We start from the raw sequence: 25,658 nt of genomic DNA, 5'->3' as shown, positions 1-25,658 counted from the left end.
CGCGAAAATCCGTGGCTAGGCTGGCCGTCGCGCCGTGGCAGCAGTTGTCAGATTCAGCATGGAAGGGCGGCGTCGCGTGCGATGAGAGCGGCTTGGACGCGGTTGTCGCACCGAAGTTTCGTCAGCAGTCGGCTGACGTGGGCCTTGATCGCCCCTTCCGAGAGGTACATGAGCCTAGCGATGCGCGCGTTCGCCATGCCCTGCGCCAGATACACCAGCACTTCCTGCTCGCGTCGAGTGAGCAGGCCGATGCGGCTGCGCGCGGCGTCACGGCGTTCCGAGTCGGCGCCGGTGAAGTGGTCGATCAGCGCACGCGTCGCGGACGGCGAAAGGATCGCTTCTCCCGCGGCCACGGCACGCACGGCGTTCACCAACGCGTCGGGTTCGCCGCTCTTGAAGAGGAATCCCGCCGCGCCGGCCCGCAACGCGGGGAAGAGCATCTCCTCGGTCTGCCGGGTGCACAGCATGATCACCTGGGTACCGGGGACGTGCCTGCGCACCAGCCGCACCGCCGCGAGGCCTTCCATGCCGGGCATGGACGCGTCCATCAGCAGCACCTGCGGACGTTGGCGCCGCGCGAGTTCGAGAGCGGCGCCGCCGTCACCGGCCTCGCCGACGACCACGACGTTGCCGGAACGTTCCAGCACACCGCGGACTCCCGTGCGGATCAGAACCTCGTCGTCAGCGATGCCAACGGTGATCGTGCGCGGCTTGTCCACCAGTTGCAGACCTGCGCTCGCCCACGAGGTGCTCGTCGTCAACGTCATGCGCACTCCCTGTCAGACCGGACCAGTCTCCAGTTTGTTCCCGAACGAGGAACTCAGGAAGGCAGGCATAACGAGCAGGTTGCGAACCGTCTCGCGCGCACGGAGGCGTAACGGGTTGCACATAACGGCCCACCACTTACGACCTGCGCGAACATCAGACCGAGACAGGAACAGCCGGCCGTTACGGCTTGAGGAGAGGGACTCATGACCAGCAACGGACGTTGCGCACTATGCGACGGCACGATGCCTCCCGCCACCTCCGAGCAACGCAGGTCCTATTGCTCCAACGCATGCCGCCAACGGGCGTATCGCCGCCGTGCCACCGTTTCCACGACAACGCCTCCCACCAGGCAGAACCTGCGCGTCCTCTCGAACCTGCCCGCCGCGCGCGACACGTTCATCGGCCGTCAGCAGGAGCTGTCGAAACTCGACCAGCTGTTGCGCCGGCATCGTCTCGTTACGCTCGTCGGCAGTGCGGGTGCGGGCAAGACGAGGCTCGCGCTGGAAGCCGCGGGACGGTTGCGGCGCGGGCGAACGGACCGGGTCCTGCTCGTCGCGCTGGGCGAGATCACCGCTTCCCGAGACGTCGTGCCGGCCCTCGCCGACGCGCTCGGGGTGGCCGCGGAGTCCGACGAACCGTTGCGCGACACCGTGGTCGAGACGCTCAAGAACATGAAAGCGGTCGTAGTCCTCGACAACTGCGAACACCTCCTCGACACGTGCGCCGAACTCGCCGACATGCTGCTGAACCGCTGCCCCGGCGTGCGGGTGCTCGCGACGTCACGTGAAGCCCTGTGGATCACCGGCGAGGTCAGCTTCCACGTCGAGGGTTTACCTGTTCCCTCAACGGATCGGGACCTGGTCACCACGGCGGCACCGCGGTCCGAGGCCGTGAAGCTGTTCGTGGACAGGGCGCGCGAACGCAAGCCCGACTTCCGGCTGACCCTCGACAACACCGCCGCGGTCGCGCTGCTGTGCGCACGGCTGGAGGGCATGCCGCTCGCGATCGAACTGGCCGCGCGCTGGGTGCAGGTGTTGCCGGTCGCGGACATCTGCGACCGCATGGACGAGCCGCTGGAACTGCTGACGCTGGGCTGCCGCAAGTCGCCGTCGCGCCAGAGTTCGTTGCGTGAGGCCATCGACTGGAGCTACCAGCTGTTGCAGCCGGACGAGCAGTTCGCGTTGCGGCGGCTCTCGGTGTTCGACGGCGGCTTCGACCTGGCCGCGGCCACCGAGGTCTGCTCGTCGGAACGCTCCGCGGAACCGGTTCTGGACGTGCTGTCCCGGCTCCAGGCGAAGTCGTTGCTGACGGCCGTGCCCGGCACGACCCGGTTCCGGCAGCTGGAGTCGGTTCGCCTGCACGCCAGGGAGAAGCTGCTGGCGGCCGGCGAGCTGGACATCGCCTACGAGGCGCTGGCCCGCTGGTTCACCGACCTGTCGGACGTGCTGATCACCGCGCCGCTGTCGGTGCCGGCGGACGTGCAGCTCAAGCTCGACAACCACGTCGACAGCCTGCTCGGCACCGTCGAGTGGGCGGCGGATCGTGATGACGAAAGGCTGTTGTTGCTGACCTCCGCGCTGGCCGACTGCGCCGCCCGGCGCGGACGGCTCGGCCAGGCGCGCGTGATGCTGCGGGACGCGCTGCGGCGACCGTCCACAAGGGACGAATACCGGTGCGTGGCCCTCAACCACGCCGCCCGGTTCGCGGCCGAGCAGGGCGATCACGACGAGGCCGTCGAACTCTCCAGCGAGGCGTCACGGCTGGTACCGGACAGCTCGACGGCCCTGGCGATGAGCTGCCGCAGCACGCTGGCGGCGGTGCAGCAGTCGTCCGGCGAGTGGGAGGCGTCGAACGCGAACAGCACCGAGTGCCTGCGGGTCGCGGAGTTGCTGGGCGAGCCTCTCGCCCGTGCGGCGTGTTTGGTGGACCTCGCGCGCACGGCGTTGTCGTTGGGCAAGCACGAACGCGCTGAGAAGAACGTCATGAAGGCGTTGCCGATCTCGCGCGCGTCAGGCATGCCCGCGCGCATTGCGTCCGCACTGACCACGCGGGGCGCCGTCGCGTTGGTGCAGGGTGACCTGGACGAGGCCACGCACGCCTTCCAGGAGGCGTTGCGGATGGACGGCATCAACCCGTTGACCGCCCCCGACGCCCTGGAAGGCCTCGCCGTGGTCGCCGTGACGCGTGGTCAGGCTGAGCGCGCGCTACGGATCGAGGCGACGGGACGCGCGCTCAGGCGGTCTGTCGGTGTGGTGCCGAACCCGTTCTGGGCGGAGAAAGTCGCTGGGGCCATGCGCACCGCACGGCTGATGCTGTCCGTCGCGCGCGCTGAGGCCGCCTCCACGCCGTTGACCGCTGCGGAGACCGAGGCGTTCATCCAGGACGAGGTGTGGCTCGATCGCACCGAGGCGGCGTTCGACTCGCTGGACGACCACGAACGGCGCGTGATCGCGTTGCTGGCCACGGGACTGACGAACCAGCAGATCGCGAACCGGCTGAACGTGTCCGTGCGGACGGTGGCCTCGCGGCTGCAGCGCCTGCGGGACAAGCTCGGGCTGCAGAGCCGCGAGGACATCGCGGCCTGGGGAGCGGAACGCGCTATCGGCTGAGCGCGTAAACGTTTACCCACAGTTGACAGATTTCCTTGGCCGCGACACGGGCATCGGACGCCGTGCAGGCCGCCAGTTTCAGCACGTCGGCGTTGCGGGCCGTGGTGGCGTTGGGAATCGCGAGCACGGTCATCCCCGCCGCGTGCGCCGAGCGAATGCCCGACGCCGAGTCCTCGATCGCGAGGACGTTCACGGGATCAAGGCCGAGCTTGCGCGCGGCGAGCAGGTACGGGTCGGGCGCGGGCTTGCCGTTCGTGACGTCGTCACCCGTGACGATCGCCTCGACGTGCCTGCGCAGTCCGGATGCCGACGCGGCGGCCCGCACGTACCGCCGCGGTGACGCCGACACCAGCCCGACCGGCCCGAGTTCGGCCGCCAGGGCAACGAGTTCCGCCGCGCCGGGCAGCAACCCGAACGTGCCGCGCGCGATCGCGTCCACCATGCCGTCCACGCACTCCGACGCCGCACGCTCCGGTGTGAGGCCGTGGCACCGTTCGGCGAGGTAGGCACTCCAGTTCGCCGTGCTCGTGCCCCGGATCGCAGTCCAGTCGGTGGAGGTCCAGCGGTAGTCGTGGCGGGCCGCGACGGCACCGATCACCTGCTGCCACGTCGCGGCGCTGTCGACGAGGGTCTCGTCGAGGTCGAAGACGGTCGCCAGAAGCGTCACAGCGCGACCACGCTCTCCAGCGCGAACCGCTCGGCGACCTCGGGGGCGACCGGCGCGCAGATCAGGTCGCCGATGGAAGCCTGGACCGAGTCGAGGCCTGGTGTGCGTTTTGCCTGTTCAGGAACGGTGAGGTTCACGTCCTCATCGTTGAGAACGGGCGGGGGTGACGCTCGGCGGACTAGTCGGTTTGACCCGAAGGTGCGAACTTGCCGAGCTTCACGGAGAGCAGGAACGCGGACCAGGTGCGGGGCGTGACAGCAAGGTGGGTGATGGGCGCCTTGGTGTCGCGGATACCGACGCCGCGACCGACCTCGACGCAGTCCATCGCGTTCGCGCTATAGCTGCTCTTGCGCCACATGACGGGCGCCTCCTCAGGTTGCGTGCGTGGAGATCCTCTCTCGCGATTCTTCCGCATTCAGCGCGATCCGATCGAGAGACTTGAGAACGTCCTGGTAGCCGGTGACAGCGGTCGGGCCCTCGATGACCAGGCTCGAGTTCTCCGCCTCCACGAAGACGACCGGCTCGATCCTGTCGAACTCCATCAGCGTGAACGGACCAGCCAAGCCTGCGTGGGCGCCGGCATCAGTCGGCACGATCCTGATGTCGATGTACGGCCGTACCCACATCTCCAGCAGATGGTGCAGCTGCGCGCGCAACACATCCGGGCCGCCCACAGGCAGTTGGAGGGCCTGCTCATGGATGTAGAACACACAATCAAGGCGCCGGCGGAACACCTCTTGCATGGCCAGACGCGTGACCACGCGTTCCTCGATCTCCTTGGCAGGGATCTTCTCGGTCGCCAGACAGACCGCACGAATGTAGTCAGGCTGCTGCAGCAGTCCGGCCACAGCCAGCGGCGACCAGCCGATGAACTTCTTGGCCTTCGTCAGGTGTTCTATGAGGGTGCGAGGGCGAACCGGTTGTGTAGCGCCGTGCTGCTGCCACCAGTCCTTCATATCCGTCTTGCGGAAGACGGACAGCAGGTGGTCGCGCTCTGCTGGGTCGATGCGGCAGAAGCTCAGGAGTATCGCCAGGTCCAGCTCTGAACAGCCGCCCTTGCCGTTGAACAGGTCGGAGAGCTTGCCGGGGTCCCAGTCGATCTTCTCGCAGATCTCGCGCGCGGACATGCCCGTGGCTGACAACGCCGCACGGACGCCGTCGCCGAACTCCCGCCCACGCGCAGTGGAGAAACGCTTTGGCATGGAACGAAGTTAGGGCCGACCGTCCTCTTTGTGCAGTCACTCAGGCGAAACTCGACCCGAAGGGCTGTCGTCTCGGAACCCCTCCAATGGTTAACCAACTAGACAGAGACCGGACAACCAGGGCACCTAAACCGTTTTCGGACTGCTCCATTCGAGTGACCGCAGAGGTCTAGACCTTGACCTTCGAGTGGTCTAAACCACATCGTTCCGGTACCCCCTGCGACTGAGGAGACCGATGTCCAAGTTCCGATGGCATCTAGCTGCTCTCTTCGCGGCTGTCGCCGCGATGGTCCTCGGAATCGTCGTCGTGCCCGCTGCTAGCGGTGCCGGTGGCGTTTCCGCCACGTTCTCCAAGGGTTCTGACTGGGGAACTGGTTTCGAGGGCAAGTACACGATCAAGAACAACAGCGCGGCGGCCCTGACGTCGTGGACTGTCGAGTTCACGCTCCCCGCCAACCACAAGGTCACCTCGCTGTGGGACGGCTCGTACACGACGAGCGGCCAGACCGTCACGGTCAAGAACACCTGGAACGGCAGCATCGGTGTCGGCGGGTCGGCGAGCTTCGGCTTCAACGGCTCCTACACCGGCGCGTTCGGTGCGCCGACCAACTGCAAGCTCAACGGTGGCTCGTGTGAGGCCGGCGGGACCAACCCGACGACCACCACCACGACGTCGACCACGACGACCACGACCACTTCCACCACCACTACGACGACCACGACCGGTGGTCCGCAGCCCGGTGGCAAGATCAACCTCGGCTACTTCACCGAGTGGGGCACCTACCCCGCGCGCAACTACCTGCCGAAGAACATCGACACGTCCGGCACGGCTGCCAACATCACGCACATCAACTACTCGTTCGGCAACGTGACCGGCGGCAAGTGCGTGATCGGTGAGTCGTTCCCGGCGATCGAGAAGTCGTACACCGCGGGCGAGTCGGTCGACGGTGTCGCGGACGTGTGGGACGCGCCGGTTCGTGGTGCCTTCAACCAGCTGATGAAGCTGAAGAAGAAGTACCCGCACATCAAGGTGCTGTACTCCTTCGGTGGCTGGACCTGGTCCGGTGGCTTCGGCGCGGCTGCGGCCACTCCGGAGTCGCGGCAGACGTTCGCGGACTCCTGCTACAGCCTGCTCGAGGACCCGCGTTGGGCGAGCCTGTTCGACGGCATCGACATCGACTGGGAGTACCCGAACGCCTGTGGTCTGAGCTGCGACTCGAGCGGCTTCGACGCCTACCGGCTGCTGATGCAGAAGCTGCGCGAGCGCTTCGGCCAGAACTACCTGGTCACCTCGGCGATCACGGCTGACGGCACGCCCGGCGGCAAGATCGACGCCGCGGACTACGCCGGTGCCGCGCAGTACCAGAACTGGTACAACGTCATGACGTACGACTACTTCGGTTCCTGGGCGGCGCAGGGCCCCACGGCTCCGCACTCCCCGCTGACGTCCTACAACGGCATCCCGACGCCGGGCTTCTACTCCGACGCGGCGATCCAGAAGCTGAAGAGCAAGGGCGTTCCGTCCAGCAAGCTCCTGCTCGGCATCGGCTTCTACGGCCGCGGCTGGTCCGGCGTGACGCAGGACGCTCCTGGTGGCACGGCGACCGGCCCCGCGCCGGGCATCGAGCCGGGCAACCAGAACTACAACGTGCTCAAGACGCAGTGCCCCGCAACGGGCACGGTCGCGGGTACGGCCTACGCCAAGTGTGGTGACCAGTGGTGGAGCTACGACACCCCGTCCACCATCAACGGCAAGATGGGTTACGCGAAGACCCAGGGTCTCGGCGGCGCCTTCTTCTGGGAGATGTCCGGTGACACCTCGAACGGTGAGCTCGTCAAAGCGATGAGGAGCGGTCTCAACTAGTTCTTCTAACGCCGGGAGGGGAGCTGGGTCAACCCAGCTCCCCTTTTGTTTTGCCCGAAAGTCAGCAGAACACGTGGTTCAGCAGCCGGAAGTAGCCGTCACCGGGGCTCGCGTCGTTGGCCGCTTCGGTGACCGACAGTTCGAGGCGTTTGCCGGTCGGCGTGCCGACCATCATCGCCCCGTAGCCGTGGATCTGGCCGTCGTGACCGTAGATCGTGGTGCCGCAGGGCAACGACGTGATCGAGACGCCCAGACCGTAGTCGGGGCTCACCGTTGACGTCTTCGTGAGTTCCTTCTGCTGCACGGGTTTGAGCAGCTTTCCGGCCAGCAGGGCCGTCAGGAACGTGTCCAGGTCGCGGGTCGTCGAGATCATCTCGCCCGCCGCCCAGCCCCACGACGGATTGAGCCGCGTGACGTCCACGGGCTTGCCCGACGCGTCCGGGTAGTAGCCGTGCGCGTGCGGGCCGGACACCTCAACCGAGTTCCTCGGCAGCACGGTGTCTTTGAGCCGCAACGGCTTCAGGATCCGCTGCTCGACCGCCTGCTGGAACGGCCTGCCGGTGACCTTCTCGACGAGCAGGCCGGCGACGACGTAGTTCGTGTTGGAGTAGCTCCATTGCGTGCCGGGCTCGAAGTCGAGCGGTTTCGACGTCGAGAGCGAGAGAAGCTCCTGCGGCGTCCAGGTCTTGAAGCGCACGGACGGGAACCCGGCAGGGTCGAGCGGCAATGCGTCCGTGTAGTTGTAGAGGCCGCTGGTGTGCTGCAACAACTGGCGGACGGTGATGCGGTCGTCGACCAGGCCGGGCAGGTGGCGCGACACCGGCGCGTCCAGGTCGAGCTTCCCCTCCCCCGCCAGTTGCAGCACCACGGTCGACACGAACGGCTTGGTGACGCTGCCGATGCGGAAGGTTCCGTTGTGCGGCACGGGTTTGCGAGAGCCCAGCTCGGCGACGCCGGAGCGGACCGTGTCGCGTCCGTTGATCCGCGCCTGGATGCCCAGCGCGCCACCGGACGTCGTGAGCTCGTCGATGATCTCCTGCACGGCACTCTGCCGGGCCGGTGCCGCGGAGGCGACACCGGCCGTGGCGAGCAGAGTGGCAGCGGTGAGGACTGCTACCAGTCTCATGATCAGCAGAAGACCTCGGTGAGGAGCTTGTTGAAGGCGTCGCCGGGGTTGCCCTCGGTGGGCCCGCTGGTGGCGTTGAGCTCGAAGCGCTTCTTGCTGTCCGGTGTCGTCAGCAGCTGCGACGAGTAGCCGGGGATGCCGCCGCCGTGGCCCCACACCTTGGTGCCGCACGGCAGGGTCTCCACCTGCAGGCCCAGGCCGTAGTCGGGGCTCACGGCCGTGGTCTTGCTGATCTCCTGCTGCTGCGCGGGCCTGAGCAGCTTGCCGCTCGACAGCGCCGTGACGAACGTGTCCAGGTCGCGGGTCGTGGAGATCATCTCACCGGCGGCCCAGGCGACCGACGGGTTCATGCGGGTGATCTCGGACGGCTTGCCCGCGACGGTCCAGTAGGCACGCGCGTGCGGGCCGCTGATGCCGACCTTGTCGCCGGGCAGCTCGGTGTCGTTGAGGTGCAACGGCTTCAGGATCCGCTGCTCGACGGCCTTCTCGTACGGCTTGCCGGTGATCTTCTCGACCAGCAGGCCGGCGACGACGTAGTTGGTGTTGGAGTAGTTCCACTTCGTGCCCGGCTCGAAGTCGAGCGGCTTGGACGTCGAGAGCGCGAGGAGTTCCTGCGGCGTCCAGCTCTTGTAGCGGATCTGCTCGAACTCGTCCGGGTTGAGCGGCAACGCGTTGGTGTAGTTGAAGAGTCCGCTCGTGTGCTGGAGGACCTGGCGGACGGTGATGCGGCTGTCGATCAGGCCGGGCAGGTAGCGGACGACCGGGGCGTCCAGGTCGACCTTCCCCTCACCGGCGAGTTGCAGCGTCACCGTCGACACGAACGTCTTGGTGATGCTGCCGACGCGGAACCTGCCGTTCTGCGGCACCGGTTTGGTGGTGTTCAGCTCGGCCGTGCCGGAACCGGCGGTGAAGCGCTGCCGCCCGTCCGTGACCCTGGCCTGCACGCCCAGAGCCGCCCCGCTCTGCGTGATCTGGTCCAACGCCTGCTGGATGACCTTGCGGTCCACGCTCGACGTGTCCGCCGACGCGATGCCCGCGGTGGTCAGAGCCAGCAGGCTCGTCGCGGTGACTGTGGCTACCAATCGAATCCCCATGCTCACACCTTGTCGGGGTAGGGCATCAGCCCGCATCCACCTTCAGTCGTACGCGGGCCCTAGGGGTTTTGCTGAGAACGTCGACGAAAGACCCTTGCTCCGTTCAGCAGAAGATCTCGTTGATCAGCTTGAGGAAGGCCGGATTCGGGTCACCCGTGCCAACGCCGGCGTTGATGGAGAACTCCGCGCGGCGCTTCAGGTCCGGGGTCGAGTAGGCGTAGCTCGAGAAGCCCGGCACGCCACCGGGGTGGCCGATGATCGTGGTGCCGCACGGGGCCTTCTCCACGAAGATGCCGAGTCCGTAGTCGGTGCTCACCGCGGTCGTCCTGGTCACTTCGGCCTGCTGGGCGGGCTTGAGCAGCTTGCCGGTGAGCAGTGCGGCGTAGAAGGTGTCGAGGTCCTTGGTGGTCGTGATGACGTCACCGGCCGCCCAGAACACGGACGGGTTCCAGCGGGTGGTGTCGATCGGCTGCCCGTTCACGATCCCGTACGAGTGGGCGTGCGGGCCGCGGATCTCCGTGTCGTTGCCCGGGAACGTGGTCTCGTTGAGGTGCAACGGCCTCAGGACGCGTTGCGCGACGACCTGCTCGTACGCCCGGCCGGTGACCTTCTCGATGAGCAGGCCGAGGACGACGTAGTTGGTGTTGGAGTAGTTCCACTTCGTGCCTGGCTCGAAGTCGAGCGGCTTGCTCGTGGAGATCGCGACGAGCTCCTCCGGCTGCCACTGCCTGAACCGGATCGCCTCGAAGCCCTGCGGGTCGAACGGGAGGTCGTTCGTGTAGTTGTAGAGCCCGCCGGTCATCTGGAGCAGGTGGCGGACGGTGACCCGGTTGTCGATCAGGCCCGGCAGGTAGCGGTCGACCGGGGCGTCCAGCGAGACCTTGCCCTCGCCGGCGAGTTGCAACGTGACGGTCGACGTGAACGACTTGGTGATGCTGCCCGCGCGGAACCGGCCGTTGAGCGGGACCGGGCGTGGGTTGTTCCTCTCCGCGGTGCCGGAACGCGCGGTGAAGCGGTTCCGGCCGTCCGTGACGCGCAGTTGGGTGCCCTGCGCGGTGCCCGTCGCGACGAGCTCGTCCAGCCCCTCCTGGACGATCCCGCGGTCGACCTGGGTGTCGTCGGCGACCGCGGTGCCGGTGAAGAGCAGGCTGAAGGCGGCGAGAGTTGCCAGCAAGCGTTTCCCCATGCCTCCACAATGCGTCAGTACGGACGTTTTGCTGCGTTCATGGCCGAAACGAGCATGGGACGCACTTTCGGCCAATGCACGTCCTTCTGGCACGAGAACGGCGGCAGGAAGCCACCGCACCTGCCCGAGCCCGCGCCGATCTCCCAGACGAAACTCGGCACGCCCAGGTCGTCGTACACCCAGTCGTCGGTGGCGCCGGACGCGTTGTAGAGCACCTCGCCGGGCTGGCCCGCGGTGTACCCGGACAGCGCGGCCATGTCGTTCGCGATCTTGCGCAGGGCCGCGTCGTTGCCGGTCTTCTGCGTGCTCCAGCCCCACGGGAAGAGCACGTAGTTGCCGTAGCTGTGCATGGAGATCACGGCGCCGGTGGTGTCGGCGGAGGCTGCCGCGGTGTCGCCGGGCGCACGGGTGTCGCGGTAAAGCTTGCGCCACAACGACTCCAGCGCCTGGACCTCCACCTCGGAGTCGGCGCGCGTGCCGCGGTAGGTCTCGCTGCACTTGTTCGTGGACGAGCCGACCTCACCCCAGTGCGAGCCGGCGTTGCGGTTGAGGTCGACGCCGCGGGAGCCCGAGGTGCAGGTGCCGTTGGCGTTCTTGCGCTGAAGAACGGGCGAGTCGCCGCCGGACTCGACAATCTCGACGCCGTCCGGGTTGGCGATCGGGACGACCCAGACCTCCAGGTCGGAGAGCATCGCGGTGAGATCGGAGCCGACCAGGTCGTCGATGAACCGCCACGCCATGTCGCCGGTCGTGATCTCGCGGGCGTGCAGCTGGCCCATCACGAACAGGCGGGGTTTCGGCGCGGTGGGCGACAATGCGCAGTCACCAGGGCTTTTCCGCGTTATGCAGAGAGCTTTCAGGTCGTATCCACCGCTGCCCTGCGTCTTGCGCCAGGAGTCGCCGTAGTCGACGACCGTGGCGAGATCGGGGTGAGCCTCGGCGACTTCGTTCAGGTGAGCGAACTGCGCGGTGATGGTGCGATAGCCGCCGTAATAAGTCGCGTCCTCGAGTGAACGCGGCGTCCGCTGAGACGGGGGCATCGCCGTCTCGACAGTGGACGGGAAACCGTCGGCACGGAGCTTCTGCGAGGTCTTCGGATCGCCGACGACGAACAGGTCGTCGCCGTCACGCTGTTCCAACACGTCGTAACCGAGGCGCAACAACCGTTGGGCAGAATCATCCTTGGGCGCAGGCACCCGCAGCACGTATGTCGCTTGTGGACCTTCCGCGGGCGCCGGCGCGGGACTGAGCAGCAGGGCCAGACAGGCGAACAGGGCAACGGCGGTCCTCATGATCAACGATGATCGACCGTTCCGCTGATCAACGCCAGTCCGTTCGACCGACCGGATGATTACCGTCCGGTTCTTGAGACGGAGAATGCGGCCACTTGGCGCGCTGTGACGAAAATCAATAGGATTTCACCCAGCATCGCAGCGGTTATTGTGCTGACAAGGCCGAAACCGACTCGACGGACAGCGAGGTTCGCAGACAACCAGCCACCGGAAGAAACGGGAGTTCAAGCCATGGATCATCTGTACAACGACGGTGTCGCTGAGATCTCCCTGCACGACTTCCCCTGGCGCGGTTCTCTCACGGACGACGACGAGGGGCTCGAGCCGACCATCGTCCGCAGCATGGACTGACAAAACTCGGGGGTTCCCCATGACCGGCCTGTCCACCGTCGTCAAGGGCACCGGCCCGGCTCTCCTGCTCGTGCACGGCGCGGGCGGCAGCATCCAGGCCAACTACGGACCGATCCTCGGAACCCTGACCCAGTACTTCAGCGTCATCGCGCCGGACCTGCCGGGCTCTGGCGGCTCACCGAAGGCCTCAGGGGCGCTCGACCTGGAGAAGCTCGCCGACGACCTGGTGGACATCGCGGTCAAGGCCGGGCACGAGTCGTTCTTCGTGTCCGGCTACTCGATGGGCTGCGCGGTCGCCGCCACGGCGGCCGTCCGGCATCCGGAGCGGGTGCGCGGGCTGGTCCTGAGCGCGCCGTTCACGAAGATCGACGCCGCGACCAAGGCGAAGATCGACGAGTGGAAGTCGCTGCTCGACGGGTCCCGCTCGGTGCTGTCGAGATTCATCCTTTCGGTGATGTGCAGCAGGGAGTACCTGGCCCGGCTCACGCCCGCGCAGGCCGAGGGCTTCGCCGAGCTGATCGGCGCGAGCGTGCCGACCGGCTCCCCCGCGCACGTCGACCTGATCCTGAAGATCGACCTGACCGACCTGTTGCCGCAGATCACGCAGCCGACGCTGGTGATCGGCGCGTCCGGTGACCAGCTGCTGTCGCGGGAGCTGGGCAAGGAGGTCTCGGACCTGATCCCCGGATCGAAGTACGCCGACATCGCCTGCGGGCACGCCATCGCGCTGGAGTCCGCGATGCCGTGGGCGCGGCTGATCACCGACTACCTGACGTCCGTGTAGTTCTGGGTTGTCCGGAGGCGGTGGGCCAATGCCGTGTGGCGGCGGCCCGCCCCTACCGTGCGCACCGCCTGGCCGATGGCTCGTTTGCTGCCCACGAGCACCACGAGCTTCTTCGCGCGCGTGACGGCGGTGTAGAGCAGGTTGCGTTGCAGCATCATCCACGCGCTGGTCGTGATCGGGATGACCACGCACGGGTACTCGCTGCCCTGTGAGCGGTGGATGGTCATGGCGTAGGCGTGACTGAGCTCGTCCAGTTCGGAGAACTCGTAGTCGACTTCCTCGTCCTCGTCGGTGCGGATGGTCAGCTTCTGCTCGACCGGGTCCAGCGCGATGACGACGCCGAGGGTGCCGTTGAAAACGCCGTTCTTTCCCTTGTCGTAGTTGTTGCGGATCTGGGTGACCTTGTCGCCGAGCTTGAACACCCTGCCGCCGAAGCGTTTCTCGGGCAGGCCGTCCTTCGACGGCGTCAGGGCTTCCTGGAGCACGGTGTTGAGCGCGCCGGCGCCGGCCGGGCCGCGGTGCATCGGGGCGAGGACCTGGATGTCCTTGCGCGGGTCGAGGCGGAACTTGCGCGGGATGCGGTTCGCGACGACGTCGACGGTCAGCGTGGCCGCTTCCTCGGCCTCGTCGGTGCTGAACAGGAAGAAGTCCGGCATCCCCTGGACGATCGGGTAGTCGCCGCTGTTGATGCGGTGGGCGTTCGTGACGACGCCGGACTCCTGGGCCTGGCGGAAGATGTGCGTGAGCCGGACGTTCGGGATCGGGCTTCCCTGCGCCAGCACGTCTCTGAGCACCTCGCCCGCGCCGACGGACGGCAGCTGGTCGACGTCGCCGACCAGCAGCAGGTGCGCTCCGGGTGGGACGGCCTTCACGAGTTTGTTGGCCAGCAACAGGTCCAGCATCGAGGCCTCGTCCACGACCACCAGGTCGGCGTCGAGCGGGCGGTCGCGGTCGTACGCCGCGTCGCCGCCGGGCTTGAGCTCGAGCAGGCGGTGGACGGTACGGGCCTCGTGGCCGGTCAACTCGGTGAGGCGCTTCGCGGCACGTCCGGTCGGGGCGGCCAGAACGATCTTGGCCCGTTTCGCCTGGGCCAGCCGGACGATCGAACGGACCGTGAAGCTCTTGCCGCAGCCGGGGCCGCCGGTCAGCACGGCGACCTTCTCGGTGAGCGCGAGCTTCACCGCCGCTGCCTGGTGTTCTTCGAGGTCGGTGCCGAGCCAGGCGAGGGCCTTGTCCCAGTTGACGCCCGCGAAGCTCGGCATGCGGTCGTTGTCGGCGTGCAGCAGGCGTTTGAGCTGCGCGGCCATCGAGATCTCGGCGCGGTGGAACGGGATCAGGTAGACCGCGATCTCGTCGTCCGGGAGTTCTTCGCGGACGACGCCTTCTTCCTCGACCAGTTCGGCGAGACAGTCGATGACCAGGCCGGTGTCGACCTGGAGGATCTTGATGGCCTCCGCGATGAGGGCCTGCTCCGGCAGGTAGCAGTTGCCGTTCGTGGTGGCCTCGGAGAGCGTGAACTGGAGGCCGGCCTTGACGCGCTGCGGGCTGTCGTGCGGGATGCCGACGGCCTTCGCGATCACGTCGGCGGTCTTGAAACCGATCCCCCACACGTCGCTGGCCAGGCGGTACGGCTCGTCCCTGACGACGTCGATGGACTTGTCCCCGTACTGCTTGTAGACGCGGACGGCGAGGCTCGTGGAGACACCGACCCCCTGGAGGAAGACCATGACCTCCTTGATGGCCTTCTGCTCCTCCCACGCGTCCGCGATGAGCTTGGTGCGCTTGGGGCCGAGCTTCGGGACCTCGATGAGGCGTTCCGGCTCGTTCTCGATGACGTCCAGCGCGTTGACGCCGAAATGGGTGACGATCTTGTCCGCGAGCACCGGGCCGATGCCCTTGATCAGGCCGGAGCCGAGGTAGCGGCGGATGCCCTGGATCGTCGCGGGCAGGATCGTCGTGTAGTCGTCGACGAGGAACTGCTTGCCGTACTGCGGGTGCGAGCCCCAGGTGCCGCGCATGCGGATCGACTCGCCCGGCTGGGCGCCGAGGAGCGCTCCGACGACCGTGACCAGGTCACCGCGGCCGGTGTCGACCTTGGCGACGGTGTAGCCGTTGTCCTCGTTGGCGTACGTGATCCTCTCCAGGACCGCTTCGAGGACGTTCATGATGTGAACCTACAGCGCGGGTCTGCACACGATCTTCACAACTTGTCCCGGCGTCCTCCACGACATACCCATAAAGTCGCCGCCATGACAGGTCAGCGCAGGGTGCTCGTCGTGGAGGACGACATCACGATCGCCGAGTCCGTGGCCGTGCGGCTGCGTGCGGAGGGCTTCGTGGTGTCGGTGGCTCATGACGGGCCTTCTGGGGTGGCTTTGGCCGCGTCCTTTGTGCCTGACCTGGTGGTTCTGGACGTGATGCTGCCGGGGTTCGACGGGCTCGAGGTGTGCCGGCGGATCCAGGCGTCGCGTTCGGTGCCGGTGCTGATGCTGACCGCGCGGGGGGACGAGACCGATCTGCTGGTCGGGCTCGCCGTGGGGGCCGACGACTACCTGACGAAGCCGTTCTCGATGCGCGAACTGGCGGCACGTGTGCACGTGCTGCTGCGTCGCGTGTCCCGGGCGGTGTCGTCGCAGTCGCTGGAGCTCGGGGACCTGCTGATCGATCTGGCCTCGCGGCGGGTGTCCCGGTCCGGTGTCGAGGCTCATCTGACGCCCACCGAGTACGACCTGCTGGTGTTCCTGGCCGAGCGGCCTTCCGCCGTGCAGGCTCGGGAGCGGCTGCTGGCCGAGGCCTGCGGGTGGCACGAGGGGGCTTCGTCGCGGACGGTCGACTCGCACGTGAAGGCGTTGCGGCGCAAGCTCGGGGCCGACCTGATCCGGACCGTGCACGGGGTGGGGTACGCGCTGGAGGTGCCCAGTCGGCGGGTGTCTTCGTGAAGCGGCTGCTGGATCTGCTGGACCTGTTGCCGCGTCCGCTGGACTCGGTGCGGTCGATCAAGCTCAAGCTCGGCATCGTGATCGTGGTGTCCGGGTGCGTGTCGTTCGCGTACTTCCGTTACGTGACCAGTTGGTTGCCGCCTCGGACTACTTTGATCGCCCTGGTGCTGGGGCTTCTGACCTCGCAGCTCCTGGCTCACGGCATGACGTCCCCGTTGCGGGAGATGACCGCCGCCGCCAGGGCGATGGCGTCCGGGGACTACTCGCGGTCGGTCAGGGCCACGTCTTCTGACGAGGTCGGACAGCTCGCGGAGGCGTTCACGGTGATGGCCGCCGACCTCGCCGCCGCCGACCAGCAGCGGCGGGAGTTGATCGCGAACGTGTCGCACGAGCTGCGAACACCGATCTCCGCCCTGCACGCCGTGCTGGAGAACGTGGTCGACGGGGTGGCGGTCGCCGACGCCGCGACCATGCGGACCGCGTTGGCGCAGACCGAACGGCTGGGGCGGCTCGTGACCGAGTTGCTGGACCTGTCGAAGATCGATGCCGGGGTGCTGTCGCTGAAGCGGGAGACGTTGTCGGTGTCGTCTCTGGTGGCCGATGTGGTGGCCGAGGCCGCGGTGGCGGCCCCTGCTGCCTCGTTCTCGATCGACGTGGCCGGGGATCTGACTGTTTTCGCTGATGGGGAGCGGTTGCACCAGGTGCTGGTGAACCTGGTGGACAACGCGGCCCGACACGGACCCACCGGGGGGTTGGTGTCCGTTTCGGGCTATGCCGCGGCTGCCGCCGTGGTGCTGGAGGTTCGGGACGAAGGGCCGGGGATCGCGCCGGCCGAGCGGTCGCGGATCTTCGAGAGGTTCACCCGAGGGGAGAGGGCGGGCGGTGGCGGGACCGGGCTCGGGCTCGCCATCGCCCGGTGGGTGGTGGACCTGCACGGCGGGACGATCGCCGTGGTGGATCCCGGGTCGTGCATCCGGGTGACTTTGCCTCGCTGAGCTTGGCTTTTGCGTAGCTGACCTTTCTGATCGCACCACTTGGGTGGTGTGGCGGTGAAGCGCGCCCGTTTTCGGGCTTATGGAGAGAGACATGACTGACTCGACGCCTTCGGCCGACTCGTCTGAGACGCCTGGAGAGAAGGCCGCCTCGCGGCGGAAGTACCGGAACTTCCGGAAGGTCGGGTACCGGCCCGTTTCCGGGGGTGGGGAGCCGGCGGGCGCTGGGGGCTCGCCGGATCCTGCGGAAGGGGCCGAGGAGAGGGCCGAGGAGAGGGCCGAGGCAGGCTCTCGCAGGGGTACCCCCGAGTCGGGAACCCCTACAACTCAACCTACTCAGGAGGTCCGACAAGATCAGCCGGGCGGCGAGAAGGCTGCCGAAAAGCCCAAGGCCGCGGAAGCACCGAAGCCCACGCCGCCCGTCCAACCGGCTCAGGTCGCCACCGCCACCCTGCCCCCACCCTCCCCGTGGCAGGGCCCACCTCGCTACCCCACCGCGGCCGTCGCCATGCAGACTCCGGGCCTCCCGTTCCTGCCTTGGTGGCGCCCACCCACGACCGGCGCGCCCAGCAAAGCCCTGGTCGCGGGCCTGATCGCGGGCCTGGCCGGTGCGTTCCTCGCCGTGCCGAACAACGGCATCGGCTGGTTCCTGGCCGGGCTGGCAGGCGTGGGCGGGGTGCTGTTCTACGCGGGCAGGCCGACCGTCGAGCGGGCGTTGTGGCTGGCGGGCGCGCTGGCGTTCCTCGCGATGGGCTTCCTGCGGGCCGCCGAGTGGGTGTTCCCGCTGAGCCTGATGGCGTCGATGTTGTGCGGGTCGATCGCGATGGCCGGCGGCAAGACCGTCAAGGGGCTCGTGTTCGGCGCTGTCGGCGTGGGGCTGGGCGGGCTGCGGTCCATTCCGTGGGTTGCCAAGGGGTTCCGCAGGCGGGGGCCGGTCGGGATCCGGCCGTTCATCTCCGTTGGTGTGGCGTTGGTGTTGTTGCTGGTCTTCGGGTCGTTGCTGGCCGGGGCGGACAAGGCGTTCAACGACTTTCTCGAAGGTCTGGTGCCGGACCTCGACATCGGCGTTTACGTGCAGAAGACGTTCTACGGAGTCGTTGCGGCGCTTGGCGCTCTGGGTGCGTGCTACCTCGTGGCGGCGCCTCCCCAGATGGACGAGGACGCCGAGGGCAAGCCCGGGACGTTGCGGCTCAAGGACTACGGGTTGCCGGTTGGCGTGCTCGTGTTGCTGTTCACCGGGTTCGTGGGGACGCAGCTCGCGGTTCTGTTCGGTGGCGAGGCCTACGTGATGAAGACGGCGGGCGTGACGTTCGCCGAGTACGCGCGGTCCGGCTTCTGGCAGCTGCTGTGGGTCACCATTCTCACGCTCGGTGTGATCGCCGGTGTCGCGCGGTTCGCCGTGAAGAAGACCAAGCAGGAACAGTTGTGGCTGCGGGTGTTGCTCGGGTCGCTCGCTGTTCTCACGCTGGTCATCGTGGCGAGTGCCTTGAGCCGCATGTGGTTCTACCAGCAGGCGTACGGATGGACCGTGCTGCGGCTGCTCGTCGCGTCCTGCGAGGTGTGGCTCGCGGTGGTGTACCTGATGGTGATCGCGAGCGGGATCTCGTTGCGCGCCAACTGGTTGCCGAAGGCGATCGTCGGTACCGGCGCGGCCTTCTTCCTGGCCGTGGTGGCGATGAACCCCGAACGGGTGGTCGCCGACTACAACGTGTCGCGGTTCGAGGCGACGCAGAAGATCGACACCTACTACCTGTCGCAGTTGTCGGAGGACGCGGTGCCGGCGTTGGTCCGGTTGCCCGCGTACGAACGCTCGTGTGCCTTGCGGTGGATGAAGAATCGCACCGTCGAGCAGGACTGGCGGGAGTGGAACCTCGCGCGCCACAACGCAAGGAAGTCACTCGAAAGTGTTGCGGTGACTGAGGTCACCTGTGAGGGTGCGTACTCCGGAGAGAGGTAGTCCGTTACGTGGCTGTAAAGTTGCTCGGCTACCAGTTGCCGAGAGGGTGAGAAGTGACGCTGAAGTGACGATCGCGGCAGAACCCGTTGTCCTCCCATCGATGTTCACCGCAGGCGAGGCGCCCACACCGCGCACCCTCCTGGACATCCTGCGCGCGAGTGCCGAGAAGCACCCGAACGCGCTGGCCGTCGACGACGGCACCACCGCGCTGAGTTACCGCGCACTGATCACCGAAGTTCTGGAACTGTCCGAAAAGCTCAACGCGGAAGGCGTCGGGGTCGGCGACCGGGTCGGCATTCGCGTGCCGTCCGGGACCGTCGACCTCTACGTCTCGATCCTGGCGACCCTAGCGGCCGGCGCGGCCTACGTGCCCGTCGACTTCGAGGACCCCGACGAACGCGCCGAGCTCGTTTTCGGTGAGGCACAAGTGAGTGCCGTGCTCGGCGAGGGCCGTTCCCTTGTGCCGCACGGCACGACGCTCGGCGTGCCCGGCGAACCCGGTCTGGACAACGACGCGTGGATCATCTTCACGTCCGGTTCGACCGGTAAGCCCAAGGGCGTCGCCGTGACGCACCGCAACGCCGCCGCGTTCGTGGACGCCGAGGCGCGCCTGTTCCTGCAGGACGAGCCGATCGGGCCGGAGGACCGCGTTCTCGCCGGCCTCTCCGTCGCGTTCGACGCCTCCTGCGAGGAGATGTGGCTCGCGTGGCGCTACGGCGCCTGCCTGGTGCCCGCACCGCGCTCGCTGGTGCGCACCGGCATGGACCTGGGTCCGTGGCTGGTCGAGCAGGAGATCACCGTCGTGTCCACGGTTCCGACGCTGGCCGCGCTGTGGCCCGTCGAGGCGCTGGACGACGTGCGGCTGCTGATCTTCGGCGGCGAGGCCTGCCCGCCCGAACTGGCCGAGCGGCTCGCCGTGGACGGCCGCGAGGTCTGGAACACCTACGGGCCGACGGAAGCGACCGTCGTCGCCTGTGCCGCCCGGATGGACGGCACCGGTCCCGTGCGCATCGGCCTGCCGCTGGACGGCTGGGAGCTCGTCGTCGTCGACGCCCAGGGCGAGGTCGTTCCCATGGGCGAGTCCGGCGAACTGGTGATCGGCGGCGTCGGCCTGGCGCGCTACCTGGACGAGGCCAAGGACGCGGAGAAGTACGCGCCGCTGCCCTCGATGGGCTGGGACCGCGCGTACCGCAGCGGTGACATGGTCCGCGCCGACCCGGAGGGCCTCGTCTTCCTCGGCCGCGCGGACGAGCAGATCAAGCTCGGCGGCCGCCGGATCGAGCTCGGCGAGGTGGACGCGGCGCTGGCCGCGCTGCCCGGTATCGCCGGTGCCGCCGCCGCCGTGCGCACGACCCGCGGCGGCAACCAGATCCTCGTCGGCTACGTGGTCCTCGACGGCGAGTTCGACCAGGAAGCAGCCGTTGACCAGCTGCGTTCCGAGCTGCCCGCCGCGCTGGTGCCGTTGCTCGCCGTCGTCGAGACGCTGCCGACGCGCACGTCGGGCAAGGTCGACCGCGCCGCGCTGCCGTGGCCGCTGGAGTCGATGGACACCGCGGGCGTGGTGTTCTCCGGCCTCGAAGGCTGGCTCGCGGAGCAGTGGGCCGCCGTGCTCGGCTCCGGACCGGCATCCGAGGGCGCGAACTTCTTCTCGTCCGGCGGTAGCTCGCTGGGCGCCGCACAGCTGGTCTCCATGATCCGCACGCGGTACCCGAGCACGTCGGTGCAGGACATCTACCAGAACCCGACGCTGTACAAGCTGGCCCGCCGCCTGGAGTCGTACGGCGAGACGGCCGAGGTGCGCGAGGTCGCGCCGACGCCGCGCTGGACCGGCGTCGTGCAGACGCTGCTGATGATCCCGCTGCTCACGATCTCCGGCGCGCGCTGGGTCGTGGCGCTGACGGCGTTGTCGAACGTGCTGGGCTGGACCTCCGTGTCGTGGTGGTGGGTCGCCGCCGGTTTCGTGGCGTTCCTGAGCCCCGCCGGACGGCTGGCGATCTCCGCCGGCGGCGCGCGGCTGCTGCTGCGCGGCGTGAAGCCCGGCGAGTACCCGCGTGGCGGTTCCGTGCACCTGCGACTGTGGACCGCCGAGATGCTGGCGCTGATGTCGCGCGCCACCGAGCTTTCCGGCTCCTGGGTCACGCACTACGCGCGGGCGTTGGGCGCCAAGATCGGACCCGGCGTCGACCTGCACTCGTTGCCGCCGGTCACCGGCATGCTGAAGGTCGGGCGCGGCGCCGCCGTCGAGCCCGAGGTCGACCTGTCCGGCTGGTGGCTGGACGGCGACAGGCTGCGCATCGGCCGCATCCGGATCGGCGCGGGCGCGACCGTCGGCGCGCGCAGCACGCTGTTCCCCGGCGCGCGGATCGGCAAGAAGGCCGAGGTGGCGCCCGGTTCGGGTGTCGTCCGTTCCGTGCCGACCGGTCAGCGCTGGTCAGGCGTGCCCGCCACCCGTGAGGGCAAGGCGTCGCGCTCGTTCCCGTCGCGTCGTCCGACGCGGTCGCGCTTCTGGAACCTCATGTACGGCGTCTCGTCCGGTCTGATGGGCGCGCTGCCGTTGCTGGCCGCGGCTCCGGCCCTGCTCTACGTGCTGCGCAGGCCCGTTTCCCTGACTTCGGCGCTGTGGGACGTTCCGGTCGCGTCCGCGATCTGGTTCGGCTCGTACGCGCTGATCGTGCTGGTGGCCGTGCGTCTGCTGGGCATCGGCATGCGCGAGGGCTACTACGCCGTGCACAGCCGCGCGGCGTGGGCGGCGTGGACGACCGAGCGGTTGATGAACAACGCGCGCACGGCCCTGTTCCCGCTGTACGCGTCGCTGTTCACGCCGGTGTGGCTGCGGCTGCTCGGCATGAAGGTCGGCCGCCACGTCGAGGCGTCGACCGTGGTCGCGCTGCCGAAGATGACCCGCGTGGGCGACGGAGCGTTCCTGGCCGACGACACGATGGTCGCGACGTACGAGCTCGGTGGCGGCTGGCTGCGCATCGCCACTGCCCGTGTGGGCAAGCGGGCGTTCCTGGGCAACTCGGGCATGACCGCGCCCGGCCGCAACGTGCCGAAGGGCGGGCTCGTCGGCGTGCTGTCGGCGGCGCCGAAGCGGGCCAAGGCCGGGTCGTCGTACCTGGGCATGCCGCCGATGAAGCTGCCGCGCGCCGCCGAGGTGTCGGACCAGTCGCGCACGTTCAACCCGCCCAAGCACCTCATGTGGGCGCGGGCGCTCGTCGAACTGTGCCGGTTCGTCCCGGTGATGCTGAACGTCGCTCTCGTCGTGCTCGTGCTGTTCGCGCTGAAGGAGTTCGGGCTCTGGTGGTCCGGCGTCGTGCTGCTGGGCGCCGGCGTGGCCGCGTGCCTGGTGGCCGTCGTCGCCAAGTGGACGCTCGTGGGCCGCTTCAAGGTGCGTGAGTACCCGCTGTGGTCGGCGTTCGTGTGGCGCAACGAGCTGGCGGACACGTTCGTCGAGGTGCTCGCGGTGCCGTGGCTGATCGGGTTCTCCGGTGGCACGCCGCTGATGAACCTGTGGCTGCGCTCGCTGGGTGCGTCGGTCGGCCGTGGCGTGTGGTGCGAGTCGTACTGGCTGCCCGAGGCGGACCTGGTGAAGCTGGGTGCCGGCGCGTCGGTCAACCGCGGCTGTGTCGTGCAGACGCACCTGTTCCACGACCGAATCCTGCGCATGGACCGGGTGGAGCTGGGCGCCGGTTCTACTTTGGGCCCGCACGGCATCGTGCTGCCCGGCGCGTCCGTCGGCGCTCACACGACGATCGGACCCGCCTCGCTGGTCATGCGCGGAGAGGATGTACCGTCGGGAACCCGTTGGCTGGGCAACCCGATCTCCGCGTGGACATGAGCTTCTCCGTACACCATTACGCACTAGAGCTTGACTACAAGCCGCACTCCGCGCGCCTTTCCGGGCGCGCGGTGCTGCAGGCTTCCTGCACCTCGCTGTCGTCGTTCTCGCTGTCCTTCGGTCCACTGCGGATCTCGAAGGTGCTGGTGAACGGCAAGCCGGCGCGCTACGGGCACGCGGGCGGTGTGCTGAACATCCGTGCGGCCGTGCGCGGGGCCTTCTCGGTCGAGGTCAGGTACTCGGGCACGCCCGTGCCGGTCTCGACGCCGGAGTGGGGCGACCTCGGCTGGGATCACCTCACGGACGGCTCGATCGTGGCGTCGCAGCCGATCGGTGCGCCGTCGTGGTTCCCGTGCCTGGACGAGCCCTCCTCCAAGGCGTCCTACCACCTGGAAGTGACCGCGCCCTCGCCGTACACCGTGGTGTGCAACGGGGTGCTGGTGGACGGCAAGGTCTCCGGCAGCACGACCAGGTGGACGTACTCGATGGCCGCGCCGATGGCGACCTACCTCGCGACCGTCCAGATCGGACAGTACGTCGAGGCGCTGCCGGACGTGTGGGCACCGGCCAGGATGCGCAGGCTCGTCGCGCACGACTTCGGTCGGCAGGACGCCATGATCGAGCTGTTCTCGTCGCTGTTCGGGCCCTACCCGTTCGCGCGTTACTCGGTCGTGGTGACCGATGACGCGCTGGACGTTCCCGTTGAGGCTCAAGGGCTTTCGACGTTCGGTGCCAATCACGTCGACGGGCGCCGTGGTTCGGAACGGCTGGTGGCGCACGAGCTGGCGCACCAGTGGTTCGGCAACTCGGTCGGGATCGCCTCGTGGGAGCACATCTGGCTGAACGAGGGCTTCGCCTGCTATTCGGAGTGGTTGTGGTCCGAGGCTTCCGGCGGCCGGTCCGCGGACGTTTGTGCTGCCGGAGCACGGGATCTGTTGCGGCGCCTGCCGCAGAACCTCGTGATCGGACGGCCGCCGCGCGCGGACTGGTTCGATGACCGGGTCTACAAGCGCGGGGCGTTGACGTTGCACGCGCTACGGCGCGAGATGGGCGACGACTCGTTCTTCGCGTTGCTGCGCGAGTGGTGTGCCCGCAACCGGCACGGCGCGGTGACGACCGAGGACTTCCTGTCGCTCGCCGGACATCGGGACCTGCTCAACCGCTGGCTCTTCAAGCCGGAGCTACCCCTGCGCTGAACCTCCACACCAGCGGTGGACGACCTCCCTTGGGCAGCGCCGACGCATGCTGACTGGTGCGTTCGAGGCCCGGCACGCGGTCCATCGTGCGGCCCAGGTTGGCGGGATAGGGCCGTTCGCCGGTCAGGGACTCGGTCACGTCGAGCGCCTGCGCCGTGGTGAACTCGGGCCCGAGCAGGCCCGCGGTGAACGGCACGTCCCGCCAGAGCTTGTCCGCCAGCAGCGGCCGGCAGTCGGCGACGATCCGGTCGTGGTCGAACGCCAGCGCGGGCACGTCGTCCAGCCTGCGCCACACGGCCAGGTCGCCGGTCGGGCGGGTGACCGTGGCCCACAGCGCGATCGACAGGGTCGGTCCGCGCGGGTCACGGGACGGCTCGTCGAACGTGGTGAGCTGGCCGGTCGCCGTCACGGACTCCTCGGCGAGGCCCAGTTTGCCCGTGACGGCCCTCGTGGTCGCGTCGCGCAGCCGCTCACCCCTGGCCAGCAGCACGCCGGGCAGTGCCAACTCGCCCGCGAACGGCTCCTGCGCGCGCGACGCCACCCCCACGAGCACCGCACGTGCGTCCGGATCAAACCGGAGCACGATCACGTCCACCGACACCAACGTCGACTCGATCATGTCGTGGATTGTCCCGCACCACGTAGTCCGCCCTGGTCGGCCCCGCGCCGGTGACGAGCACGTCGACATCGAGCAGCTCCTCCAGATAGGCCACGGGATCGGGCAGGTCGTCCAGGCCGGAACCCGTGGCCACCTTCAAGCCACGAGCGTCCAGGTGTGTCACGGCCAAGCCGTCGATACCCCCACAGCAATCGACGGAGTAGCGCAACAGATTCGCGTCCAGGTGGCCGGCCCGCCACGCGCCCTGGAACTCCCCGGTGCCGTTGTGCGCCTCGGGGAACCGGTCGAGGACGGCCTGGTCCTCTGTGGGCAACGGGCCCGCGCCATGCCGCGTCTGGTAGGTCCTGGTCACGCCGATGACGCGGGCCGGGCGTCCTTCGAGCAGCTCACGCGCGTTGCGTGGCGTGGTGGTGGACCAGGTCGTGTGCGGGTGGAAGCCGTAGGTCTCGTCCAGGAGAACGCCTTGCGCACCCTCGAAAACGAGCCTTCCGGCGTCGGCGAGTCGCCCGGCCTCGTCCGCGCTCGTGATCCGGACGGCGTCCGCGAACGAGCGGTAGAGCATGACCAGCTCGTCCACGCTGACGCCGTCTCCGATCAGCGGCTCGTAGAACCGGGCGAGCGCGTCCAGCTTGCGCCTCAACGTGGCGGGGTCGAGGCAGTCACCGACGGCCGGGGCCGGCCCCGGCTCGCCGATGACCTCCTGCCCCTCGACGACCACTCCCCTGGTCGTCCCCTCGAGCAGCCCGTACCAGACGGTTTCGCCGATCCCCTTGCCGCACGAACCGTGCCTGTCTCCGCCTCTGGCCCTCTCCCTGGCCCGGTTCGCTGCGACGTGGAACGGGGTGGTGAGCAGCGCTTGAGCGTCGATCGACATCAGCGAGAGCGGGTCGGTGACGCCGACGGCCTCCAGTTCGCGCGACTCGGTCGCCAGCGCGATCGGTTCGACGAGCACGTGGCGGGAGAGCCAGGTCGGCACGCCCGCGAGCGTGCCGGACCCGAACTGGCTGAAGGTGTGATGCCGTCCGTCGGCGATCACGTTGTGCGCGGCCTGCGCTCCCCCGTTGAACCGCACGACGGCGGACACCGATCCGTCCGCGCACAACGCGTCGACGGTGGCCCCCTTGCCCTCGTCGCCGAACCCGAGCCCGACGACGATGACGTGGTCCTCGTTCAT

At 68.2% G+C, this 25,658-nt stretch carries 20 protein-coding genes; 8 read left to right on the top strand and 12 right to left on the bottom strand.

Annotated elements, in window-relative coordinates:
• Positions 1–53: 53 nt before the first annotated feature.
• Positions 54–767 (bottom strand): response regulator, encoded by a 714-nt coding sequence (locus BM417_RS13250; protein WP_093593681.1) that lies wholly within the window; start codon positions 765–767, stop codon positions 54–56.
• A 204-nt stretch (positions 768–971) separates the two neighbouring features.
• Between BM417_RS13250 and BM417_RS13245 the strand changes: the two genes are divergently transcribed.
• Positions 972–3,377, top strand: coding sequence for an ATP-binding protein (locus tag BM417_RS13245; protein ID WP_093592336.1), 2,406 nt, complete (start codon positions 972–974; stop codon positions 3,375–3,377).
• On the opposite strand, the gene BM417_RS13240 is transcribed toward BM417_RS13245, so the two are convergent.
• Genes BM417_RS13240 through BM417_RS13230 form a run of 4 tightly spaced genes read right to left on the bottom strand, consistent with a single transcriptional unit; the run spans position 3,367 to position 5,246 of the window.
• Positions 3,367–4,044 carry an HAD family hydrolase gene (locus BM417_RS13240; protein ID WP_177320409.1) on the bottom strand — a complete coding sequence of 226 codons (678 nt, stop codon included), beginning with the start codon at positions 4,042–4,044 and terminating at the stop codon, positions 3,367–3,369. The two genes, BM417_RS13245 and BM417_RS13240, sit on opposite strands and share 11 nt — an antisense overlap.
• The gene (locus BM417_RS47715; protein WP_177320408.1) at positions 4,041–4,181 is read right to left on the bottom strand and encodes a hypothetical protein; all 141 of its coding nucleotides are present in this window, start codon (positions 4,179–4,181) and stop codon (positions 4,041–4,043) included. The genes BM417_RS13240 and BM417_RS47715 overlap by 4 nt, the downstream gene beginning before the upstream one ends.
• 41 nt (positions 4,182–4,222) lie before the next feature.
• Complete coding sequence (locus tag BM417_RS13235; protein ID WP_093592330.1) at positions 4,223–4,402, bottom strand: DUF397 domain-containing protein; 180 nt, start codon at positions 4,400–4,402, stop codon at positions 4,223–4,225.
• A gap of 13 nt (positions 4,403–4,415) precedes the next feature.
• On the bottom strand, positions 4,416–5,246 hold the full coding sequence (locus BM417_RS13230; protein WP_093592327.1) for a helix-turn-helix domain-containing protein: 831 nt from the start codon (positions 5,244–5,246) through the stop codon (positions 4,416–4,418).
• A gap of 235 nt (positions 5,247–5,481) precedes the next feature.
• On the opposite strand from BM417_RS13230, the gene BM417_RS13225 reads away from it, so the two are divergent.
• Positions 5,482–7,110, top strand: a complete 1,629-nt coding sequence (locus BM417_RS13225) for a glycosyl hydrolase family 18 protein (RefSeq protein ID WP_093592324.1) — start codon at positions 5,482–5,484, stop codon at positions 7,108–7,110.
• A 61-nt stretch (positions 7,111–7,171) separates the two neighbouring features.
• Here the strand turns inward: BM417_RS13225 and BM417_RS13220 are convergent, their stop codons facing one another.
• From BM417_RS13220 to BM417_RS13205, 4 genes are all read right to left on the bottom strand, one after another.
• Entirely contained in the window at positions 7,172–8,236 is a 1,065-nt protein-coding gene (locus BM417_RS13220; RefSeq protein ID WP_245821893.1) for a serine hydrolase domain-containing protein, read from the bottom strand.
• Positions 8,237–8,238: 2 nt separating this feature from the next.
• Entirely contained in the window at positions 8,239–9,330 is a 1,092-nt protein-coding gene (locus BM417_RS13215) for a serine hydrolase domain-containing protein (RefSeq protein ID WP_093593675.1), read from the bottom strand.
• A gap of 103 nt (positions 9,331–9,433) precedes the next feature.
• Complete coding sequence (locus tag BM417_RS13210) at positions 9,434–10,516, bottom strand: serine hydrolase domain-containing protein (RefSeq protein WP_093592321.1); 1,083 nt, start codon at positions 10,514–10,516, stop codon at positions 9,434–9,436.
• Between the two features lie 14 nt (positions 10,517–10,530).
• Positions 10,531–11,808 (bottom strand): M14 family zinc carboxypeptidase, encoded by a 1,278-nt coding sequence (locus tag BM417_RS13205; RefSeq protein WP_093592318.1) that lies wholly within the window; start codon positions 11,806–11,808, stop codon positions 10,531–10,533.
• Positions 11,809–12,178: 370 nt separating this feature from the next.
• On the opposite strand from BM417_RS13205, the gene BM417_RS13200 reads away from it, so the two are divergent.
• Positions 12,179–12,943: an alpha/beta fold hydrolase gene (locus BM417_RS13200; protein ID WP_093592315.1), complete on the top strand. Its 765-nt coding sequence runs from the start codon at positions 12,179–12,181 to the stop codon at positions 12,941–12,943.
• On the opposite strand, the gene recD2 is transcribed toward BM417_RS13200, so the two are convergent.
• Positions 12,925–15,108, bottom strand: coding sequence for an SF1B family DNA helicase RecD2 (gene recD2, locus BM417_RS13195; protein ID WP_093592312.1), 2,184 nt, complete (start codon positions 15,106–15,108; stop codon positions 12,925–12,927). The two genes, BM417_RS13200 and recD2, sit on opposite strands and share 19 nt — an antisense overlap.
• 84 nt (positions 15,109–15,192) lie before the next feature.
• Here recD2 and BM417_RS13190 point away from each other — a divergent pair, with 84 nt between their 5' ends.
• The 5 genes from BM417_RS13190 to BM417_RS13170 all read left to right on the top strand — a co-directional run bounded on the left by BM417_RS13190 (position 15,193) and on the right by BM417_RS13170 (position 23,865).
• Positions 15,193–15,882: a response regulator transcription factor gene (locus BM417_RS13190; RefSeq protein ID WP_093592309.1), complete on the top strand. Its 690-nt coding sequence runs from the start codon at positions 15,193–15,195 to the stop codon at positions 15,880–15,882.
• Positions 15,879–16,877, top strand: coding sequence for a HAMP domain-containing sensor histidine kinase (locus BM417_RS13185; protein WP_245821892.1), 999 nt, complete (start codon positions 15,879–15,881; stop codon positions 16,875–16,877). The genes BM417_RS13190 and BM417_RS13185 overlap by 4 nt, the downstream gene beginning before the upstream one ends.
• A 505-nt stretch (positions 16,878–17,382) precedes the next feature.
• Positions 17,383–18,831: a DUF4153 domain-containing protein gene (locus BM417_RS13180; RefSeq protein ID WP_143138628.1), complete on the top strand. Its 1,449-nt coding sequence runs from the start codon at positions 17,383–17,385 to the stop codon at positions 18,829–18,831.
• A gap of 100 nt (positions 18,832–18,931) precedes the next feature.
• A complete protein-coding gene (locus tag BM417_RS13175; RefSeq protein ID WP_093592303.1) occupies positions 18,932–22,669 on the top strand; it encodes a Pls/PosA family non-ribosomal peptide synthetase in 3,738 nt (1,245 codons plus the stop codon).
• A complete protein-coding gene (locus BM417_RS13170) occupies positions 22,666–23,865 on the top strand; it encodes a M1 family metallopeptidase (RefSeq protein ID WP_093593669.1) in 1,200 nt (399 codons plus the stop codon). Before BM417_RS13175 ends, BM417_RS13170 begins: the two co-directional genes overlap by 4 nt.
• On the opposite strand, the gene BM417_RS13165 is transcribed toward BM417_RS13170, so the two are convergent.
• Positions 23,840–24,484, bottom strand: a complete 645-nt coding sequence (locus tag BM417_RS13165; protein WP_093592301.1) for an NUDIX hydrolase — start codon at positions 24,482–24,484, stop codon at positions 23,840–23,842. The two genes, BM417_RS13170 and BM417_RS13165, sit on opposite strands and share 26 nt — an antisense overlap.
• On the bottom strand, positions 24,435–25,658 hold the full coding sequence (locus BM417_RS13160; protein WP_093592298.1) for an adenylosuccinate synthetase: 1,224 nt from the start codon (positions 25,656–25,658) through the stop codon (positions 24,435–24,437). The genes BM417_RS13165 and BM417_RS13160 overlap by 50 nt, the downstream gene beginning before the upstream one ends.

Source organism: Lentzea waywayandensis (assembly GCF_900115955.1).
GTDB classification, from domain to species: Bacteria; Actinomycetota; Actinomycetes; order Mycobacteriales; family Pseudonocardiaceae; genus Lentzea; species Lentzea waywayandensis.
The sequence above is the reverse complement of the archived record's forward strand: the minus strand, read 5'-3'. Positions and strand labels throughout refer to the sequence as shown.